Source organism: Arthrobacter sp. PvP023, from assembly GCF_017832975.1.
Classification (GTDB): domain Bacteria; phylum Actinomycetota; class Actinomycetes; order Actinomycetales; family Micrococcaceae; genus Arthrobacter.
In genome coordinates, this window is record NZ_JAFIBI010000001.1 from 3,369,660 (window position 1) to 3,388,296 (window position 18,637).

General features: G+C 65.5%; 20 protein-coding genes. 4 read left to right on the top strand and 16 right to left on the bottom strand.

Going from position 1 to position 18,637, the window contains the following annotated elements; translation table 11 throughout:
* Positions 1–48: 48 nt before the first annotated feature.
* Complete coding sequence (locus tag JOE31_RS15445) at positions 49–966, bottom strand: cation diffusion facilitator family transporter (protein WP_209746119.1); 918 nt, start codon at positions 964–966, stop codon at positions 49–51.
* Between the two features lie 234 nt (positions 967–1,200).
* Between JOE31_RS15445 and JOE31_RS15450 the strand changes: the two genes are divergently transcribed.
* The gene (locus JOE31_RS15450) at positions 1,201–1,467 is read left to right on the top strand and encodes a GlsB/YeaQ/YmgE family stress response membrane protein (protein ID WP_011691341.1); all 267 of its coding nucleotides are present in this window, start codon (positions 1,201–1,203) and stop codon (positions 1,465–1,467) included.
* Positions 1,468–1,559: 92 nt separating this feature from the next.
* On the opposite strand, the gene JOE31_RS15455 is transcribed toward JOE31_RS15450, so the two are convergent.
* The 4 genes from JOE31_RS15455 to infC form a co-directional block, all read right to left on the bottom strand.
* The gene (locus JOE31_RS15455; RefSeq protein ID WP_209746121.1) at positions 1,560–2,456 is read right to left on the bottom strand and encodes an RNA methyltransferase; all 897 of its coding nucleotides are present in this window, start codon (positions 2,454–2,456) and stop codon (positions 1,560–1,562) included.
* A gap of 53 nt (positions 2,457–2,509) precedes the next feature.
* The gene (gene rplT, locus JOE31_RS15460) at positions 2,510–2,983 is read right to left on the bottom strand and encodes a 50S ribosomal protein L20 (RefSeq protein ID WP_011691339.1); all 474 of its coding nucleotides are present in this window, start codon (positions 2,981–2,983) and stop codon (positions 2,510–2,512) included.
* Between the two features lie 119 nt (positions 2,984–3,102).
* Positions 3,103–3,297 (bottom strand): 50S ribosomal protein L35, encoded by a 195-nt coding sequence (gene rpmI / locus JOE31_RS15465; RefSeq protein WP_009358635.1) that lies wholly within the window; start codon positions 3,295–3,297, stop codon positions 3,103–3,105.
* Positions 3,298–3,413: 116 nt separating this feature from the next.
* Positions 3,414–4,571, bottom strand: a complete 1,158-nt coding sequence (gene infC, locus JOE31_RS15470; protein WP_307864432.1) for a translation initiation factor IF-3 — start codon at positions 4,569–4,571, stop codon at positions 3,414–3,416.
* A gap of 275 nt (positions 4,572–4,846) precedes the next feature.
* On the opposite strand from infC, the gene JOE31_RS15475 reads away from it, so the two are divergent.
* Entirely contained in the window at positions 4,847–5,245 is a 399-nt protein-coding gene (locus tag JOE31_RS15475) for a DUF1844 domain-containing protein (protein ID WP_209746123.1), read from the top strand.
* A 148-nt stretch (positions 5,246–5,393) separates the two neighbouring features.
* Here JOE31_RS15475 and JOE31_RS15480 read toward each other — a convergent pair whose 3' ends face one another.
* The 8 genes from JOE31_RS15480 to JOE31_RS15515 form a co-directional block, all read right to left on the bottom strand.
* Positions 5,394–6,695 carry an MFS transporter gene (locus tag JOE31_RS15480; RefSeq protein ID WP_209746125.1) on the bottom strand — a complete coding sequence of 434 codons (1,302 nt, stop codon included), beginning with the start codon at positions 6,693–6,695 and terminating at the stop codon, positions 5,394–5,396.
* 59 nt (positions 6,696–6,754) lie between these two features.
* Positions 6,755–7,684: an SseB family protein gene (locus tag JOE31_RS15485; protein ID WP_209746127.1), complete on the bottom strand. Its 930-nt coding sequence runs from the start codon at positions 7,682–7,684 to the stop codon at positions 6,755–6,757.
* 13 nt (positions 7,685–7,697) lie between these two features.
* Positions 7,698–8,444, bottom strand: coding sequence for a bifunctional 1-(5-phosphoribosyl)-5-((5-phosphoribosylamino)methylideneamino)imidazole-4-carboxamide isomerase/phosphoribosylanthranilate isomerase PriA (priA, locus tag JOE31_RS15490; RefSeq protein ID WP_043480179.1), 747 nt, complete (start codon positions 8,442–8,444; stop codon positions 7,698–7,700).
* A gap of 54 nt (positions 8,445–8,498) precedes the next feature.
* Positions 8,499–8,657, bottom strand: coding sequence for a hypothetical protein (locus tag JOE31_RS15495; protein ID WP_209746130.1), 159 nt, complete (start codon positions 8,655–8,657; stop codon positions 8,499–8,501).
* Positions 8,658–9,419, bottom strand: coding sequence for an imidazole glycerol phosphate synthase subunit HisH (gene hisH / locus JOE31_RS15500; RefSeq protein WP_209746132.1), 762 nt, complete (start codon positions 9,417–9,419; stop codon positions 8,658–8,660).
* Positions 9,416–10,042 carry an imidazoleglycerol-phosphate dehydratase HisB gene (hisB, locus tag JOE31_RS15505; protein WP_209746134.1) on the bottom strand — a complete coding sequence of 209 codons (627 nt, stop codon included), beginning with the start codon at positions 10,040–10,042 and terminating at the stop codon, positions 9,416–9,418. The genes hisH and hisB overlap by 4 nt, the downstream gene beginning before the upstream one ends.
* A gap of 88 nt (positions 10,043–10,130) precedes the next feature.
* Positions 10,131–11,249 carry a histidinol-phosphate transaminase gene (locus tag JOE31_RS15510; RefSeq protein WP_209746136.1) on the bottom strand — a complete coding sequence of 373 codons (1,119 nt, stop codon included), beginning with the start codon at positions 11,247–11,249 and terminating at the stop codon, positions 10,131–10,133.
* Positions 11,250–11,349: 100 nt separating this feature from the next.
* Positions 11,350–11,691, bottom strand: a complete 342-nt coding sequence (locus JOE31_RS15515) for a LysM peptidoglycan-binding domain-containing protein (protein WP_307864470.1) — start codon at positions 11,689–11,691, stop codon at positions 11,350–11,352.
* Between the two features lie 483 nt (positions 11,692–12,174).
* Here JOE31_RS15515 and lexA point away from each other — a divergent pair, with 483 nt between their 5' ends.
* On the top strand, positions 12,175–12,924 hold the full coding sequence (gene lexA / locus JOE31_RS15520) for a transcriptional repressor LexA (protein ID WP_209746138.1): 750 nt from the start codon (positions 12,175–12,177) through the stop codon (positions 12,922–12,924).
* Between the two features lie 78 nt (positions 12,925–13,002).
* On the opposite strand, the gene JOE31_RS15525 is transcribed toward lexA, so the two are convergent.
* Together JOE31_RS15525 and hflX are read right to left on the bottom strand one after the other, a co-directional pair.
* A complete protein-coding gene (locus JOE31_RS15525; RefSeq protein WP_209746139.1) occupies positions 13,003–15,075 on the bottom strand; it encodes an ATP-dependent DNA helicase in 2,073 nt (690 codons plus the stop codon).
* The gene (hflX, locus tag JOE31_RS15530) at positions 15,068–16,636 is read right to left on the bottom strand and encodes a GTPase HflX (RefSeq protein ID WP_209746143.1); all 1,569 of its coding nucleotides are present in this window, start codon (positions 16,634–16,636) and stop codon (positions 15,068–15,070) included. The genes JOE31_RS15525 and hflX overlap by 8 nt, the downstream gene beginning before the upstream one ends.
* Before the next feature lie 451 nt (positions 16,637–17,087).
* Here hflX and JOE31_RS15535 point away from each other — a divergent pair, with 451 nt between their 5' ends.
* A complete protein-coding gene (locus JOE31_RS15535) occupies positions 17,088–17,702 on the top strand; it encodes a class I SAM-dependent methyltransferase (RefSeq protein WP_209746144.1) in 615 nt (204 codons plus the stop codon).
* On the opposite strand, the gene dapF is transcribed toward JOE31_RS15535, so the two are convergent.
* Complete coding sequence (gene dapF, locus JOE31_RS15540) at positions 17,683–18,627, bottom strand: diaminopimelate epimerase (protein ID WP_209746146.1); 945 nt, start codon at positions 18,625–18,627, stop codon at positions 17,683–17,685. The genes JOE31_RS15535 and dapF overlap by 20 nt on opposite strands.
* Positions 18,628–18,637 lie beyond the last annotated feature (10 nt).

Here is an 18,637-nt window from a genome sequence, read left to right on the forward strand (position 1 = left end):
CAAAGGAACCCAGCGGCCTTCCGGGGAACACGCAGCCCCGCGCCCGGGTCAGACGTGTGCGCGCTCCAGGTCCGGTTCAAGGTAGATGACCCGCGCAATGGGCACTGCGTCACGGATGCGGCTTTCGGCGGCGTCGATTGCCTCGGCGATCTCCGCCCCGGAGGCGGCTGCGCCGATGCTGACCTTGGCAGCCACCAGCAGTTCCTCCGGGCCGAGGTGCAAGGTCTTCAGGTGGATGATTCTAGTGCCGTTGGCCTCGAGCGCACTGCTGATCCTCACCACATCCGCCTTGGTGGCGGATTCACCGAGCAGCAGTGACTTGGTCTCCATGGCAAGGACGATGGCAATAGCCACCAGCAGGATGCCGATCATTGCGGTTCCGAGGGCGTCCCAGATGCCGTTGCCGGTGACCAGCGTCAGGCTCACGCCGAACAGGGCGAACACCAAACCCAGCAGGGCGCCCAGGTCCTCCAGCAGGATGACGGGGAGCTCGGGCTGCTTGGCATTGCGGACGAAGTGCACCCAGCCCTGCTTGCCCCTGATGTGGTTTGACTCGATGATGGCCGTCCGGAACGAGAAGGATTCCGCGATGATTGCACCGATCAGCACTGCCAGCGGAACCCACCAGAAGTCGCCTTCGATGGCATGGGGATGTTGAATTTTCCCCCACGCCTCGTACAGTGCAAACAGGCCGCCCACGCTGAACAGCACAATCGAGACAATGAACGCGTAGATGTAGCGCTCACGTCCGTAGCCAAAGGGGTGTTCGGGGCTCGCGGCACGCTTGGCACGCTTACCGCCGATCAGCAGGAGGAGCTGGTTGCCGGAGTCGGCAACGGAGTGGATGGCCTCGGCCAGCATGGATGAAGACAGCGTCAGGATGAAAGCGACGAACTTCAGTGCAGCGATGGTCAGGTTTGCAGCCAGAGCCGCGACGATCGCCTTGGTGCCGCCATTTGCAGCCAAGTGAGCTTCACCTCTTCAGGGATTGCCGGAAAATTTGCAGGTACGATCACCGCGCAATGCTGATGCCCGCAAGGAATACCGTACCCGCCTGCCGCTGCAGGCCGCACCACAGGCCACTGCGGATGACACCAAAAACATTGAAACTAAGCCTGCTGACAAGCAAACACACCCTGTGTTAGCTTGAATCCATAATCGGGACCCGTAGAGAGTTCCGACGAATATGTAGGAGGAGAAATGGGCTTTATTGGCTGGATCATTCTCGGACTCATTGTAGGAGCTATCGTCAAGGCGATCATGCCTGGCAAGGTCGGCGGCGGCTGGGTCACCAGCCTCGTTCTTGGTGTTGTCGGCGCCATCGTCGGCGGCTGGATCGGCGACCTGTTGTTTGGCGGCGGCAAAATGGAATTCTGGAACCTCGGTTCCTGGCTTCTTGCCATCGTCGGCGGCCTGGTTGTCGCCGGAATCTACGGCTTCATCACCGGCAGGAGCAAGACCACATAACGACACTCACCACCACATAAGGCACCAAGGTGCCGAATGGTGCAATTTACGACGGCGGGGGCCCACCGGAAGGTGGGCCCCCGCCTTTGCGTTCAGGCCCGCTTCTGGGAACGCGCACTTGCGTAGAGGCACACTGTCGCGGCAGTGCCCACGTTCAGGCTTTCCGCGGCGCCGTAGACAGGAACGGCCACACGGTGGTCGGCCAGTGCGAGTTCGGCGTCGGACAAACCTTGGGCTTCATTGCCGAACAACCACGCCGTGGGCCGGCCAAGGTCGTATGCGGACTCGGTCCCCGGGTTGCCCAGCCTCCGGGCAGCACTTTCGTCCTGGAGCTGGTCCAGGTCCAGCTGGCCGTATCCGTCCGCGGCCAGGACGCCGATTCCGCGTTCGCGGCAGGCAGTGGCGAACCCGGCCAGGTCCGCGCCGAGGACTACGGGGAGGTGAAACAGAGAACCTGCGGTGGAACGGACAGCCTTGGGATTGTAGATATCCACGCTCGAGGCCGTCAGGACGACCGCGTCGGCCCCGGCAGCGTCGGCTGCCCGCAGGACGGTTCCCGCGTTGCCGGGGTCCCGTACCTGGCACAGCACAGCAATCAGGCGGGGCCCCGCCTCGAGCACGGCGTCAAGGGCCATATCCACAAACGCGCAGACGGCGATGATGCCCTGGGGATTGACAGTGTCCGCCATGGCGGCGAGCACCTCGTCCGTGGCGAGCCTGGCGTTAACGCCGTCAGCCAGCTCTTCAAACTCGGGGTAGCGATCAAGGCAGGCCTCGCTCGCGAATACCTCGTGGACCACGCCGGGCTCCCCCGCCGCCATCCTTTTCTGGTGGAGCACCAAGGCTTCGCGGACGGCCTGCGGCCCCTCAGCCAGGAACTGCCCGCGCTTTAAACGGGCCGGGCGCCCGGCAAGCTTTGCCACATCCCTCACCCGATCAGCTCGGGGGTTGGAGAGTGGAAAATCTTGCGGGCGCCCGGTTTCGTTCATATAAGAACTTTAGTGGCTGTTGCCACCGGTTCTTGAACTACCCAGAACAGGTACTACTTGGCAGCCTCTTCAGCAACAGGCTTCTTCGCTGCGGCCTTCTTGGCGGCGGGCTTCTTGGCAGCCTTTGCCTTCGGGGCGGCTTCGGCCGAGACGGCCGGCGCGGAGGTGTCGGCAGGCAGCGAGTCCTTGGCAACCTGCACCAGGGCAGCAAAAGCGTTGGCGTCAGAAACAGCCAGCTCGGCCAGCATACGGCGGTCAACCTCGACCTCAGCGGCCTTCAGGCCCTGGATCAGACGGTTGTAGGTCAGGCCGTTGGCGCGGGATGCAGCGTTGATGCGCTGGATCCACAGGCGGCGGAAGTCGCCCTTCTTCTTCTTGCGGTCACCGTAGCTGTACACAAACGAGTGCAGCAGCTGCTCTTTGGCCTTGCGGTACAGGCGTGAACGCTGTCCACGGTAGCCCTTAGCGCGTTCAAGGATAACCCGGCGCTTCTTGTGGGCGTTGACCGCCCTCTTCACACGTGCCACGTGCGTACTCCTTCAGAATTCTGATCCCAAGCGACTACTGCCGGAACAACCGGCTGGCCTGAGAAGCCTTTTTGGTAGTTGACCGCTGCCAGGTGGCGAGCAGTCAGAGAACTTGGAACTTAGATGCCGAGCATCTTCCGGATGACCTTGGCATCGCCCTTGAAGACGATCTTGTCGCCGGCAAGGCGACGGGTCAGCCTGGATGACTTGTGCTCGAGGTAGTGGCGGCGGTTGGCCTGCTGGCGGCGCAGTTTGCCGCTGCCGGTCAGCTTGAAGCGCTTCTTAGCACCACTGTGGGTCTTCATCTTCGGCATGGGGACCGATCTCCTTACGTATCCGCAGACAAGTCTGCAGTCTTTCGTGCAGCCACCCCTGCGGGCGGCGTGCTGGTTGCTTGCTGCGCTCAGGCGATGCTTCGCGCAGCTTTGAACTAGTTGGTCTTCTTGGTGCCCGGCTTGGGAGCAGCCGGCCGTGCAGCAGGCTTGGGCGCCGCGGGCCGTGCTACCGGTTTGGGCGGCGACGGCACTCCTGCCGGCTTCGGCGCTGCGGGGGCTGCCGCTGCAGGCCTGGGCGATTCAGGCGCCTTCGCCGCTGCGGGCTTGCTTACCGCAGGACGCGGAGCTGCCGCTGCCTTGGGGGCTTCGCGTTTCGGCGCTGCCTGCTTCGGCGCTTCCTTGACCGGTGCCGCCTTGGGAGCTTCCTCTACAGGGGCTTCCTGCTTCGGGGCTTCCTGCTTCGGCGCTTCCGTGGCCGGAGCCTCGGCTTCCGGTGCCGCGACCGCTTCGGCAGGTGCCTCGGCGCTGGTTGAAGCCGTAGCGGCCTCGGCGCTAGCCTCCGGCGCTGCCTCTTCAGTGTTTACAGCGAAACCCTCAGGAAGCAGGTCCGCCAGGGACTGCGTCATGGCGGGCTGGTCACGGCTGACATCAACGCGGCCGCCGGCCTTGGCTTCGTTCTGCGCCTTTGCTTCAGCGCGCTGCGTTGCACGGCGCGCTTCTGCCTTGGCCTCCGCCTTGTTCTTCAGCGGACCGACGACCATAACCATGTTGCGGCCGTCGATGCGGGGGCTGGACTCGACAACGCCCACTTCGGCGACGTCGTCGGCGAAGCGCTGGAGCAGGCGGATGCCCATTTCCGGACGCTGCTGTTCGCGGCCGCGGAACTGGATCATAGCCTTGACCTTGTCCCCGGCGCCGAGGAAGCGGAGGGCGTGGCCGCGCTTGGTCTCGTAGTCGTGGGTGTCGATCTTCAGCCGGAAACGGATTTCCTTCAGAACCGTGTTGGTCTGGTTCTTCCGGGCCTCGCGTGCCTTGACGGCGGCTTCGTACTTGTACTTGCCGAAGTCCATCAGCTTGCACACCGGAGGCTTGGCCTGCGGTGCAACTTCAACGAGATCAAGGTCGGACTCGGCAGCCAAACGCAGGGCATCCTCAATACGGACGATTCCTACCTGTTCACCTGCAGGGCCGACCAGCCGCACCTCGGGGACGCGGATACGCTCATTGATTCTTGGCTCGCTAATGTTAGAACTCCTGTTGTTGAGATGAGTATTCCACCGGCAAATAGAGAAGGCCCCCAATTGCCGGAGCAATCGAAGGCCTCGAAGATCGGATGTGCACTGCCTCCGGAGAGGCTGTACGCGTTCCAGGCAGCTATCGCTGCCGTGGTTCGCCCGACCAGGTACCCGGCAACCTTGCTTCCATGGGAATCACTTCCGGGAAAACGGCTGACGCGGGTGGGAGAGAACTCCGCTTGCAAACTGAAAGTCAATTCTACAGAGAGAACCCCGAATACTGCACATTGGCAGCCGCGGGTTCCACATAGCAAAATAACGACATTCAGTCGGTCTGTGACAAGCTTACCAGTATGAGCACTTCAGACAGTAATTCACACGTTTTCGAGCCCGCCGCCGGTCAGCGTGACGGCCAGGAGCAGGTGTCGCAACAGATCCGCGATATCTCAGAGGTCCCCGCCATCGAGGTCATCACCACCGCCGCTGTGCACCTCATGAGCGCGTCGGCCGTTAAGCTCGGCCTTGCCGCTGAGGACAACGCGGAGGAGCTCAAGGACCTGGACGAAGCCCGCAAGCTGATCACGGCGCTGGCCGGACTCGTGACCGCCGCCGCCCCGGAGATCGGTTCCCAGCACGCCGGTCCGTTGCGCGACGGACTGCGCTCCCTGCAGTTGGCGTTCCGCGAAGAGTCGGTCATTCCGGACGCTCCGGGCAAGGGTCCGGGGGAAAAGTACACCGGGCCGGTCAACTAGGCATTTCACCGGCAATTGTCGACGACGGCGGGGGCGGACCAAGCGGGTCCACCCGCCGCCGTCGTCATTCCATGAGTTTTTGTCCAGATAAAGGGACCTACGCACCCCGGAGGCCCCGGTATCTGGACAAAAACTCTGGGCGGCCGGCCTAGGCGATCGCGCCGCGCCGGCGCCGCCGCTGCTGCAGCCCCAGTCCGAACAGGCAGAGGACAACACCGGCTGCTCCCACCGAGACAAACCCGACGGACGGCCCGACTCCGTCGATGAACAGGCCCGCCAACGGGGCGCCAAGGGCGACTCCGGCCGTGAGCGCGGACCCGTACCAGCCCATGGCCTCACCGCGGCGGGCCTCCTCCACGAGGTCGGCCACCTTTTCGGATGCAGCGGAAAGGACCGGCGCACACAGCAAGCCGGGCAGCAACGAGAGAAGGCACAGCGTCAGCGTGTCCCGGGCAAAGCCCATGGGGATGGTGAGGGCGGCCATGCCCAGCAAGAGGAGAATCGGTGAAACCGGCCTGTGCATGGCGCCGTAGAGAAGGCCGCCGACCACGGAAGCCGCACACCAGAAGACGAAGACCAGACCGATCTCCGCCTGGTGCCCGCCGGTCTCCAAAGCGGCCACGATCCCCACATCCGTGCCGCTGAGCACCATGCCCGCCCCTGCGGCCACGGCGAAGACCGCTGCTACGGCCGCGGTAAACCAGGCGAAGTTGTGTGCCACGCTGTGCCGCAGCCCTGAACGACGGAGCTCACCGGCCGCCACGGGAGCGAGTTCCGCCGCCGCTTCCTGCAGATGTGCCGGAGCGGCCGCGACGACCGCCACTTCCGCGCCCTCCTGCTGGTCCGTTTCGTATTCCTCGTCCGGCACCGCACTGCGGGTGGGAGGGTTGAACCACATCAGGAAGAGTCCGGCCACGGAGGTGCATACGCCCACCACCGTCAACCCGACAACCGAGTAGCCGGCAGTGGCCACAATGGCCCCGGCTGCGGGGCCGAGCATAAAGACCAACTCCGTGGCGATCGCGTCCAGTGCGAATGCCGTCCGACGCTGCTCACCGCTCGCCAGCACCCCCAGGGACTGGCGCACCACGCTGAAGATGGGCAGTGTGAGCAGACCGCCGACGAAGACCAGCGCCAGCAGCCACTGGTAGGAAACATGCGGCACCACAGACCAGATGACAGTCTCGGAAACGACAGAGGGAACCAGTGCCTTGCGTAGGCCTACGGTGTCCACCCGGCGTCCGCGCCACGGGGCGCCGAGGGCGATCCCGATGGTCATCACTGCCGCCGCAGCACCGGCGGCGGCATACCCCTCGCCCAGTGTCAGGACGATGTGCAGCGTCAGGAGAACGCCGGCCGCTGAGTGCGGTATGCGGGCTATCATTCCGACGGTCAGCAGGCGCCTGATGGGCCTGACTGCCAAGAGCTCCTTGTAAAGAGCGAAATTCACGGGGTACGTCCTTTGTCCTGCCGAAGGCAGGACCGGGGTTGTGCCCCGCCTACCGCCGGCTACTCTGCTGCGCGCTGCAACTTTACCTCGATCGAGTCAACCCGCTCGGCGAAGACTGCATTCCGGGACCACTCGGCGTTAAGCCCCGCCACGATTGCCTGGACACCGGCCGCATCCAGTCCGTCTGCCAGGTACAGCACCACCCGGAGTTCCGGGCCCGGGCCGCCGCCGGGGACGACAGCGCCGCCTGCCGTTGCCGAGGCGACTCCGCCTCCCGCTTCGAGTTCGACACGCCTTACGGGCGGGTAGCCGGCCGTTGCCTCGGCCATGGCACGGGCAAGCTCGGGATCCGCGTACGACGGCAGCCATTCCTGCTGCCGGGCAAGGGCCCAGACTGCCGGGCGGCGGACAACAAAGGTGTACTCGGAACCGGGGTCCAGAACCAGGAGTTCAGCGCCTTCGGCCACCGCGGACAGCGCCGCCCGCGCGGCATATACCGCCACCGGCCGGGCTTGCGGATGCCACGCGGACAGGGCTGCTGCCGATGTGAAGACCGGCATCGCCGTCCGTCCGTCCGGCGCTTTCAGCGTTACCAGCGCCATATCCGCCTGCTTGTCCCCGTGCAGCTGGTCACCATGAACCTCGTCGCCATGCGCCTCGCCACCGTGCGGGCTGTTACCTTGCGGAGCCGCCGCATGAACGCTTTCCTCGGCCAGCTGGGCAACGATCGGAACGAACACCCGGGCAGTGGCCAGCGACGCCACCACGGCAGCTTCGTCGCCTGCGGCCGAGCGCAGGGCCGCAACAGAGGCGAGGTAACCGGCGTCGGCCGCGCCGTCGTCGTCCTCGAAGTTGTGGATCTTCGCAGCCTCGCCCGCGAGGCTGCGGCCCGCCCAGGGCTGCCCGGCCGAATCCGTGGCTCCCCCGGAGCCGGCCAGTGCGGCTGCGATGTGGCCGGGCAGTTCGCGTGCTGGAGGTCGCTGTTCCATGATGGCTGCCTGCCTAGCGGCGGCCTGCTACATCCAGCGCTTCCGGCAGCGTGAATGCACCGGCGTAGAGCGCCTTGCCAACGATGGCGCCTTCGACGCCCAGGGGAACGAGCGAGCGCAGGACCTTGAGGTCTTCCAGGCTGGAGATGCCGCCGGAGGCCACCACCGGTTTGCCGGTCTTCTCCACCATCTGGCGCAGCAGCTCCACGTTGGGACCCTGCAGGGTGCCGTCCTTGGTGACGTCGGTGACCACGTATCGGGCGCAGCCGGCTTCCTCAAGGCGTGCCAGCACGTCCCAGAGGTCGCCTCCTTCCTTGGTCCAGCCGCGGCCTGCCAGGGTGGTTCCGCGCACGTCGAGGCCGACGGCGATCTTGTCGCCGAAGCGGTCGATGGCGCGGGCCGTCCATTCCGGGTTTTCAAGCGCAGCAGTGCCCAGGTTAACGCGGGCAACGCCCAGGTCCAGGGCCTTTTCGAGGGACTCGTCGTCGCGCAGGCCGCCGGAAAGTTCAACCTTGATGTCCAGCCTGCCCACTACTTCGCGGAGCAGTTCCGCGTTCGAGCCGCGGCCGAAGGCGGCGTCCAGGTCCACCAGGTGTACCCACTCGGCGCCCTGTTCCTGCCAGTTGAGCGCAGCTTCCAGCGGAGTGCCGTAGCTCGTCTCGCTGCCGGCTTCGCCCTGGACCAGGCGGACCGCCTGGCCGTTCACGACGTCGACGGCGGGCAGCAGTTCCAGTACGGGCAGCGGCGTTTCGGTGGTCATCTTCAGGTCCTCAGGTTGTAGTGAAGCTGCGTTGATCGGGAGGTGCGGGCCCGGCTAGCTGGCCGGCAAGGTAAGAAGGTAGGCGGCCAGGAGCGCCATTCCGGCCAGAACGTAAAAAACGATCTGGGTCCAGAGGGGCTTGTGCTGCTGCCTGAAGGACAGTGCCCCGCCGACCAGCAGGCCGGCGAGGCCCATCAGGACAATCGACCACATCTAGGCGGCCGGCCCGGCACTGGCGGGGGCGGCTGCGGTGGCGGCGCCTTGGCCGCGGCGCAGGCTGTTCACCCAGTTGCGGAGCAGCTGGGCGCCGGCGTCGCCGGACTTTTCCGGGTGGAACTGTGTGGCGCACAGCGGCCCGTTCTCCACGGCGGCGATAAATGGTGCGCCGTGCTCGGACCAGGTGACCAGCGGTGCCGCCATGCGCGGCTGGATGACATCGAAGTCCCAGTGCTGCACACCGTAGGAGTGGACGAAGTAGAACCGCTCGTTTTCGACGCCTTCGAAGAGCCTGGATCCTTCCGGAACCGTCACGGTGTTCCAGCCCATGTGCGGCACTACCTCGGCAGGCAGCAGTTCAACTTTGCCGTGCCACTCCCCCATGCCTTCCGCTTCGGTACCGTGCTCGACTCCGGCTTCGAAAAGCACCTGAAGGCCTACGCAGATGCCCAGGACGGGACGGCCGCCGGCGACGCGCCGGCCGATCATCCGGATGGCGTCCACTGCCTTGAGTTCGCGCATGACGGTTTCGAAGGCCCCGACCCCCGGCACGAGCAGTCCGTCAGCATTCAGGACGTCCTCCGGCTTGGCGCTGAGGATGACCTCGGCGCCTGCACGTTCCAGGGCGCGCACGGCTGAGCGGACGTTCCCGGAACCGTAGTCAAGGACGGTGACAGTGGGCTTGCCCTCGGGAGAAGCAGGCTTCGCGTTCGCGGCAGGATCAAAAATGGCTCCGTCGCGAAGGACCGGCCCGGTCACAGTGCGCCCTTGGTGGAGGGGATGCCCTCCACGCGGGGGTCCGGTTCCACGGCTGCGCGCAGTGCCCGCGCAAACGCCTTGAACTGGGCCTCCACAATGTGGTGCGGGTCCCGTCCGGCAATGACATTCATGTGCAGGCAGATCCCGGCGTGCAGGGTGATGGCTTCGAAGACGTGGCGGGTCAGCGAACCCGTGAAGTGCCCGCCGATCAGGTGGTATTCCTGGCCCGCAGGCTCTCCGCCGTGCACCAGGTAGGGACGCCCGGAGACGTCTACCACGGCGTGGGCCAGGGCTTCGTCAAGGGGCACGGTGGCTTCGCCGAAGCGGCGGATGCCGGCCTTGTTGCCCAAGGCAGTGCGAAGTACCTCGCCAAAGGTGATGGCGACGTCCTCCACCGTGTGGTGGACGTCAATGTGAATGTCTCCGGTGGCCTTGACCGTCATGTCGATGAGCGAGTGCTTGCACAATGCGGTCAGCATGTGGTCGTAGAACGGAACCGAAGTGCTGATGTCCGAGACGCCCGTGCCGTCGAGGTTGATTTCTACGAGCACGGACGATTCGCTCGTGGAACGCTCCATGCGTGCGGTCCGGGCCTCGGCAGCAATGGATCCGGTGGTGCTCATGTGTTGTGTCCTTTGGATGTAAGGAGAAATAACGTCGGGGTACCGGGTCGCGGGACTGATTCCCTCGGACCGGGGGTCTGACTCCAGTTTAGGCCGGGACGCTGGGCTGCCCGGTCAGGATCAGTTCCAAGGCTTCCAGGAAGGCTGTGGTTTCCGTCTCAGTGCCCGCCGTGACGCGCAAGTGCCCGGGGATCCCCACGTCCCGGATCAGAACCCCGCGGTCGAGCAGCCCCTGCCAGACCTCGTGCGGGTTCTCCAGGCCGCCAAAGAAGACGTAGTTGGAGTCGGACGCGGCAGGCTTGAGGCCCATCCGGGTCAACTCCGTGACAATCCGGTCGCGCTGCCGCTTGATGTCTTCGACGTCGGCCATCAGGGCCTCGCGGTGGGTCAAGGCAGCCAGGGCGGTGGCCTGGGTGATGGCGGACAGGTGGTACGGGAGCCGCACCAGACGCAGCGCATCCGCAACCTCGGGCGCGGCGGCCATGTAGCCCAGGCGCGCCCCGGCCAGGGCAAAGGCCTTGCTCATGGTACGGGACACGATCAGCCGTTCACGGCCCGGCAGCAGGGTCAGGGCGCTGGGCGTACCGTCGTGGGCAAATTCGTGGTACGCCTCATCGACGATGACGACAGTCTGACTGGCTTCGCCTGCGGCATACACGGCCTCCACCACTTCCAGTCCCAGCCCGGTGCCGGTGGGGTTGTTGGGTGAACACAGGAAGACGATGTTCGGCTGCAGTTCCCGGACCTGCCGGGCAGCCGATTCGGCACTGAGCCCATAGTCGTCCGCACGCTGGCCGACGATGTATTCGGTGTCGGTACCGCTGGCCAGGAGGGGATACATGGAATACGTGGGCGGGAAACCAAGTGCGGTACGTCCCGGCCCGCCGAATGCCTGCAGAATCTGCTGCAGCACTTCGTTGGATCCGTTGGCGGCCCAGATGTTCTCCGCCCCCAGACCGTGGCCGAGGTACTCGGCCAGGCGCTCCCGGAGCTCGGTGAACTCACGGTCCGGATAGCGGTTCAGTCCCGCGGCAGCTGCGGTCACGGCCTCGGAAATGGCCACAAGGACATCGGCCGGAACGCCATGGGTGTTTTCGTTGACGTTGAGCAGAATGGGAACGTCCAGCTGCGGCGCACCGTACGGGGTAAGGCCACGCAGGTTGGTCCGGAGGGGAAGTCGGTTCAGGCGCTCTAGCTGGTCAGTCACTTCAATAGTTTAAGTGAGGGTGGCCGGGGCACCGAAACTGTGACGCTTCCGGCCCTGCCTGGGCTTGCTTCCGCCCGCTGCCTGCGCAGGGTGTCGGGTCTTAGTTTGAGGGGACAAAGATCTGCTGGCCCGGCATGACCCTGCCGCCGTCGAGGTTGTTGAGCTGAACGATATCGGCAACAACATCCCGGGTATCGCGTTCCGGCGCGACAGATCCGGCGATCTCCCACAAGGACTGCCCCGGCTGCACCGTCACCGACACTGTGGGGGTCACAGACAGCTCGGACGCGGAATCCGCCGCCTTCGCCGGAGAGTTCAGGAAACCGGCCAGCGAGATCACCAGCACCGCCAACAGAATCAGCGGCAGGCCCACCAGGACGATGCGCCCCCTGCGCGTCAGGCGGAGCGGCGGCTGCGTGGACCTTGCCTTGGCCGCCTTCACGGCCTTCTCCGCGGGACGCTCCTCCCAGTTGAAGCCCCGAATTCCCGAAGCCCCGGCTTCCTGCCCGGCGGAAGCCGGAAACTCCGATGTGTGAGGGCCGCGGCCCTGGCCGGCCGAACCCTTGAAACGCGAACCATGAATAGCGCTTGTTGCTGACATGAACTGAGCCCTCCTGGACCTGACTGTGCTGCCCGGCATGTTCCTGAAGCTGCCATCCGCCCACCCGGTCTTCGAACATAGGACCGAACGGGGTTTTGGACTAGAACACATATTCGAACGTTGCTTGTTCTGTTCTAGCACTTATTAACGAACATTGTCGAGACTCACTAGAACAAATGTTTGAAAAAGCTGTGGGGCTGGCCTACGTTTGAGCTACAGATCAACCACTTCTGCAGTTGATCAGCAGGGTCTGACATTTCAGGCCGGAAGTTCCCGGCAGCTGCAGCCACGGAGGCCGGGTGGAACGGAAAGGCGTTGGCGAACATGGCAGCACAAGCCACCGGCGGCAGGGCTACGCAGCGGAGCCAGCAGTCACCAGCGAAGCCGAAGGGCCTCACGGTACGGCAGAAGAAGATTCTGGAAACCATCCAGCGGTCCGTCAATGACAACGGCTACCCGCCGTCAATGCGTGAAATCGGCGACACCGTGGGCCTGGCCAGCCTTTCCAGCGTCACCCACCAGCTCTCGCAGCTCGAAAAGCTGGGCTATCTCCGCCGCGATCCGAAGCGTCCGCGGGCCATGGAAGTACTCATGCCGCTGACCCTGGATGAAGGTGCTGCCAAAATCTCAGGCGTGGATAAGCCCGCGCGGCTGCGCACCATCGGCGGATTGGCCGTCTCCGAACTGGCCACCGCAACGGATACGGCCATGGTCCCCCTGGTCGGCCGGATCGCAGCAGGCGGCCCTATCCTGGCTGACCAGGTGGTCGAGGACGTGATGCCGCTGCCGAGGCAGCTGGTCGGCCACGGCGAGCTCTTTATGTTGAAGGTGACCGGCGACTCCATGATCGACGCCGCCATCTGCGACGGCGACTGGGTTGTGGTCCGCCGGCAGAGTGACGCGGTCAACGGTGACATCGTGGCAGCCCTGCTGGATGACGAGGCGACGGTCAAAACCTTCCGCCAACGGGACGGCCATACCTGGCTCCTGCCGCAGAACACGCAGTACGAGCCCATCCTCGGCGACCACGCCAACATCATGGGCAAGGTCGTGTCCGTTCTTCGCTCGCTGTAGCCGCTGCGCAGCCCGCTTTCGGGGGCCCGACTTCGGGCCCCCGAAACGGTCAGGTGGCGCCGGCAACGGCACGAGTTGTCAGCCTGCGGCCGCCGCCGACGGAGCCTTCGCCAGCCTCGACAGGGCGGCAACCGCGATCGCAGGATCGGTGGTGGGCCAGAACGGCGGCAGGGCGGCCCGCAGGAAGCCCCCGTAGCGCTCCGTAGACAACCGGGAATCAAGGACCGCAACAACACCCTTGTCGCCGGTGGAACGGATCAGCCGGCCGGCGCCCTGGGCGAGCCGGATTGCCGCGTGGGTGGCCGAAACCGACATAAAGCCGTTGCCGCCCGCCTGTGCCACCGCCCGGGAACGCGCCGTCATCAGTGGATCATCGGGACGCGGGAACGGAATCCGGTCGATCACAACCAGCCGGCACGACCCCCCGGGAACGTCGACGCCCTGCCAGAGAGACATTGTGCCGAAGAGGCAGGTGTCCGGCTCGTCCGCAAACTGCCGCACCAGGGCGGTCATGGTTGATTCGCCCTGGCACAGGATGCTGACATCCAGGCGCGGGCGCATCGCCTCAGCCGCCTCCTCCGCCGCCCGCCGCGACGAAAAGAGGCACAGTGCGCCGCCGCCTGACGCCCGGATCAGCTTCTCCAGCTCATCCAGCGCTTCGGGGGATGTTCCACGGCCGGGCTTCGGCAGATGGCTAGCGACGTAGAGAATCCCTTGCTTGGGGTAGTCGAACGGGGACCCGACGTCCACGCCGGTCCAGCTGGGTGCACCCGGGCCCACCAGCCCAAGCCCTCCCGCCGCCGGCTCGAAGGCCGATCCGATCGCGAGGGTGGCTGAGGTGAGGACCACTGTGTGGCCGGCAAAGAGCCCGTCACGCAGCTTCCCGGCCACGCTCAACGGGGCTATGTTGATCAAGGCCGGCGCTGCGTCGTCCGGCTGCGAATAGCCTTGCTGCGGGTCAAAGGTGCTGTTCCGCGAGAACCAGACCACTTCGCGGTTTTCCCGGGCGGCGATCAGTCGTTCACAGAGCTCGAGGATGACCATCAGGCGTGAGCGCGCAAGCTGGCGACCGCCGTCGGCCGTATTCGCACTGTCCCCTTTCGAATCCGAAAGGGCCGCGCGGCAGGCTTCCCGCAGCTGGTCCACGCAGTCGAGCTGTTCGTCGTTGAGGCCGTTGGGCAGGAGGCCGCTGGGGACTCCGGCGATGGCCAGTTCCAGGTTCGCGGCAGCGTTATTGAGCGCATCCACCGTGATTCCGGTATTCTTCCGGGCGCCGGAAGCGGCGGCGTGGACCATGGCCACGGACAGCTGGCCGGAGACCGCTCCCGTTACCCGGTCCTGCAGCTCGTGCGCCTCGTCGACCACCACGACGTCGTACTCCGGCAGCACCGCCAGGCCTTCGAAGGCGCTGACGGCCAGCATGGCATGGTTGGTGACCACGACGTCGGCCTCGGCGGCGTCCTGGCGGGCCAGTTCGCTGAAGCACTCGGCAGCCATGGGACATTTCTGCGCGCCCAGGCATTCCATTGACGTGACGGACACCTGCCGCCAGGCACGGTCCGTCACGCCCGGCATCAGTTCATCCCGGTCCCCCGTGGCCGTCTTCTCCGCCCACTCGCGGAGCCTGACCACTTCTTTGCCCAGCTGCGACGCCGGACCGCCCAGGGAGGCGGCGAAGTGCGGGACGCTGGTGTCCTCGCCCAGGGAGAAGAGCTGCCCCTCGGAAGGCTCTTCCGAGGGGAATCCGCCGTCGAGCTTGTGCCGGCAGACGTAGTTTGCCCGGCCCTTGACGAGCGCGACCTTGACGGGGCGCTCCAGCGCGGGAGTGATGGTTTCCAGCAGCCGGGGAAGGTCCCTGCCCACGATCTGGGTCTGCAGGGCCAGGGTGGCCGTGGACACCAAAGTGGGCTTGTCGCTCACCTGTGAATGGGCAATCAGCGGAATCAGGTACGCCAAGGACTTGCCCGTGCCGGTTCCGGCCTGGACCAGCAGGTGGTCGCCGCTGTCGATAGCGCGCGCCACCTGCCGGGCCATCTCGTGCTGGCCACTGCGGCTCTGTCCGCCCATGCCGGATACGGCCCGGTCAAGCAGTTCGATCACGAACTCCTCGCCGGCGGAGCCGCTCGTTTCTCCGGCCCCGGGATCAGACATTGCTGATGAAGGATTCCAGTTCAGCGGCGAGCCCTTCGCGCACCATGACGAGGGCGCGGGTGCCCTCCTCCTCATGATCCAGGCGAAGGATTTCGGCGTCCGTTTCGTGGAGTTTGCTGATCAGGTCCCCGCGGTTGTAGGGAATCAGCAGCTCCATCTTGACGCTTGGCCGCGGAATCGATTCGCTGATCGCCTTCAGGAGCTCCGCGATGCCCTGCCCGGTGCGTGCGGATACCACCACGTGGCGGGGTTCGCGCTGCTTCAGGCGTTCCACGACGAAGGGGTCCGCGGCGTCGGCCTTGTTCAGCACGATGATCTCCGGGACCTTGCGTGCGTCCACTTCGCTGAACACTGCCCGGACCGCGGCGATCTGGCCCTCCGGGTCGGGGTGCGAGACGTCCACCACGTGCAAGATGAGGTCCGAATCGGCAACTTCCTCCAGTGTGGAGCGGAACGCTTCCACCAGCTGCGTGGGCAGGGAACGGACGAAGCCCACGGTGTCCGCCAGGGTGTAACCCAGGCCGTCGGCTGTTTCCGCCTTGCGGACGGTCGGATCCAGCGTGGCGAACAGTGCGTTCTCCACCAGGACGCCGGCGTCGGTCAGCCGGTTAAGGAGCGAGGACTTTCCGGCGTTCGTGTACCCTGCGATCGCTACGGACGGGACGGAATTACGACGGCGGTTGGCCCGTTTGGTCTCCCGCGCCGGCTTCATCGCGGCGATTTCGCGCCGCAGCTTGGCCATCCTGGTACGGATCCGGCGCCGGTCCAGTTCGATCTTGGTTTCACCGGGACCGCGGGAACCCATGCCGGCTCCTGCGCCGCCCACCTGGCCGCCGGCCTGGCGGGACATGGATTCGCCCCAGCCGCGCAGGCGCGGGAGGAGGTACTCGAGCTGCGCCAGCTCCACCTGTGCCTTGCCTTCGCGGCTCTTGGCATGCTGGGCAAAGATGTCCAGGATCAGGGCCGTGCGGTCGATCACCTTGACCTTCACGATGTCCTCGAGTCCGCGCCGCTGTGAGGGCGCCAGCTCGGCATCCACCACTACGGTGTCGGCACCGGTGGACATCACGATGTCCTTGAGCTCCTGGGCCTTGCCGGAGCCGAGGAAGGTACCGGGGTCAGGCTTGGCACGGCGCTGGACGATGCCGTCGAGGACTTCCGAGCCCGCGGTTTCGGCGAGGGCAGCGAGTTCGCGGAGTGAATTTTCCGCGTCGGCGAGGGTGCCTTCGGTCCAGAGGCCGGCCAGCACCACCCGTTCGAGGCGCAGCTGCCGGTACTCAACTTCGGTGACGTCTTCGAGTTCAGTGGAAAGGCCGGCCGTACGGCGCAGAGCCCGGCGTTCCTCGAGGTCCTGCTGGTCCCCGTCGAAGATGCTGTGTTCGCTGTCCTGGCGGGAAATCGCCTGGGCTGAACCCAGAACTCCGCGCGGATTTTCCGGGGCGGAGCCAGCGGCACGGGCCGGGACATCCTTGGACAGAATCCGGTCGATGACAGCCTGGATTTCCTCAGGGCTCATGTCCTGGGAGGCTGCATCTGATCCGGTGTTGGGCTGGTTGGTCATGTTCTCCTTTGAAGATTCGACACTTTCAGAATAATGCTGATTGTTTGTCTGCGGGGCGGTATTCGCGCTGGGCTGACGACTATGGGTCATTCGGGCTCCTGGAGTGCCGGCGGCTGCGGGGCAGCGGGCGGCGGTACGGGCGGTAACGGAGGCGGACGCCTGGAAGGCAGTCGGGGTTGCGGAGGATGCGCCTGTCCTGACGGGATGCGCATGGTCAGATGATCAGCATTGCTGGACTCCAAGTAGTACGGGCGGGACGTCGGGCCGGAAAATCACGGCAGGACGGCGCACTGAGCGGAAGGTGAATACCTGCGTCGCTGCGGGACGGGCATAGGCCCGTGCCGGCTACTCGAAGATCAAGAACATGGATTAAACATTAGCAGACCGGTGTCAGTGCTTCGTTCCTGTCCCCGTTTCCCATCGGCGCGCGCGGCAACTAATCTGGCGAGTTATGGAGTCTGCACACTATTTCAGCGCCCAACCTGCCGGGCCGTTCACCCGCAAGCCGCTAACCGTGGAACTTGCCGGTGAAACCCGCAGGCTGCAGACGTCCGGCGGCATTTTCAGCCCCGACGGTATCGACAAGGGAACTGCCGTGCTGCTGGCCGACGTGCCGGCCCCTTCACCCCAAGGCAACCTGCTGGACATCGGTTGCGGCTGGGGTCCGATCGCGCTGACCATGGCCCTCCGGGCACCCCATTCGCATGTCTACGCCGTGGATGTGAACGAACGCTGCGTTGCACTGACAAATGAAAATGCCGGCCTGCTGGGTCTGAACAACGTGACCGCGAGCCTGCCTGACGACGTCGATCCCGGCCTCCGCTTCGACACGATCTGGTCCAATCCCCCCATCCGGATCGGCAAGGACGAGCTGCACTCCCTGCTGCTGCTGTGGCTTCCCCGGCTGGCGCCGGGCGGATCCGCCTGGCTGGTGGTCCAGAAGAACCTTGGTTCCGACTCGCTTCAGCGCTGGCTGGGCGCCGAACTGGACAGCAGCTTTACCGTCACCCGGGAAAGCACTTCGAAGTCCTTCAGGATCCTTCGGGTCAGGAAAGCGTCCCGCTAGCGACGATCACTGCCGGACCGCTGAGTTCCACATGTTCGTGGCCTTCCGGCCCCGCAAAGAACTTAACGCCGACGACGCCGCCGGGAACCTTGACGTTCCAGGCGTCCGGAGCGCCCTGCCCGGCCCAGTGGCGGATGGCCACGGCCGCCGCGCAGGCGCCGGTGCCGCAGGACTGCGTCTCCCCCACGCCGCGCTCATGGACCCGCATGGTGATTGTCCCGACGCCGTCGTGGACCAGGGGCTCGGACGGGACGACAAACTCGACGTTGGTGCCGTTGGCCGGCTTCGGATCCACATGCGGTGCTTTGAAGAGCTGCGTTGCCTCGAGCTCGCTGAGTTCTGCAAGGGCCACGACGGTATGCGGGTTGCCCATGCTGACGGACAGGGCCGGGCGCGGTACTTCCAGGCCGTCGGCTGTCACGAGCGAGTCCATGGCCCGCGCCGTCGCCTCACCCGGGAAAATAAACTCCCACGGGCCCATGTCCACTGCGTAGCCGTCGTCGGTCCGCACCACAGTCTTCGCGCCCGCACGTGTTCCGATGGTCAGGGCATCGCCGACGTCCAGGCGGACGAGGCCCTGGGCGACCAGGAAGTGCACGAACACCCGGACGCCGTTGCCGCACATTTCCGACAGGGATCCATCGCCGTTGCGGTAGTCCATGAACCATTCCGCATCCGGGTGGACCGCCTGCAGCTCACGCCCTTCGGGTAGGAAACGCGACGGCACGGCACGGATCAGCCCGTCGCCGCCGATGCCGCGGTGGCGGTCGCACAGCTCCGCGACCTGCTCCGGAGCAATAGGCCAGGTAGCCTCGGGGTCCGCGACGAGCACGAAATCGTTGCCGGTGCCGTGGCCCTTGGAGAAGGCCAGGCCGCTCAGCCCCTGGAGTGTGCGGTCAGGGGCGGGTGCAAGGGTTTCGTCCATGGTCCAAGGT

Coding starts and splice junctions, on each gene's coding strand:
- dapF (WP_209746146.1), bottom strand. CDS start 18,627: ATGGACGAAACCCTTGCACCCGCCCCTGACCGCACACTCCAGGGGCTG.
- lexA (WP_209746138.1), top strand. CDS start 12,175: ATGGCAGCACAAGCCACCGGCGGCAGGGCTACGCAGCGGAGCCAGCAG.
- hisB (WP_209746134.1), bottom strand. CDS start 10,042: ATGAGCACCACCGGATCCATTGCTGCCGAGGCCCGGACCGCACGCATG.
- hflX (WP_209746143.1), bottom strand. CDS start 16,636: ATGACCAACCAGCCCAACACCGGATCAGATGCAGCCTCCCAGGACATG.
- JOE31_RS15525 (WP_209746139.1), bottom strand. CDS start 15,075: ATGTCTGATCCCGGGGCCGGAGAAACGAGCGGCTCCGCCGGCGAGGAG.
- JOE31_RS15475 (WP_209746123.1), top strand. CDS start 4,847: ATGAGCACTTCAGACAGTAATTCACACGTTTTCGAGCCCGCCGCCGGT.
- JOE31_RS15485 (WP_209746127.1), bottom strand. CDS start 7,684: ATGGAACAGCGACCTCCAGCACGCGAACTGCCCGGCCACATCGCAGCC.
- priA (WP_043480179.1), bottom strand. CDS start 8,444: ATGACCACCGAAACGCCGCTGCCCGTACTGGAACTGCTGCCCGCCGTC.
- JOE31_RS15455 (WP_209746121.1), bottom strand. CDS start 2,456: ATGAACGAAACCGGGCGCCCGCAAGATTTTCCACTCTCCAACCCCCGA.
- JOE31_RS15495 (WP_209746130.1), bottom strand. CDS start 8,657: ATGTGGTCGATTGTCCTGATGGGCCTCGCCGGCCTGCTGGTCGGCGGG.
- JOE31_RS15535 (WP_209746144.1), top strand. CDS start 17,088: ATGGAGTCTGCACACTATTTCAGCGCCCAACCTGCCGGGCCGTTCACC.
- JOE31_RS15450 (WP_011691341.1), top strand. CDS start 1,201: ATGGGCTTTATTGGCTGGATCATTCTCGGACTCATTGTAGGAGCTATC.
- rpmI (WP_009358635.1), bottom strand. CDS start 3,297: ATGCCGAAGATGAAGACCCACAGTGGTGCTAAGAAGCGCTTCAAGCTG.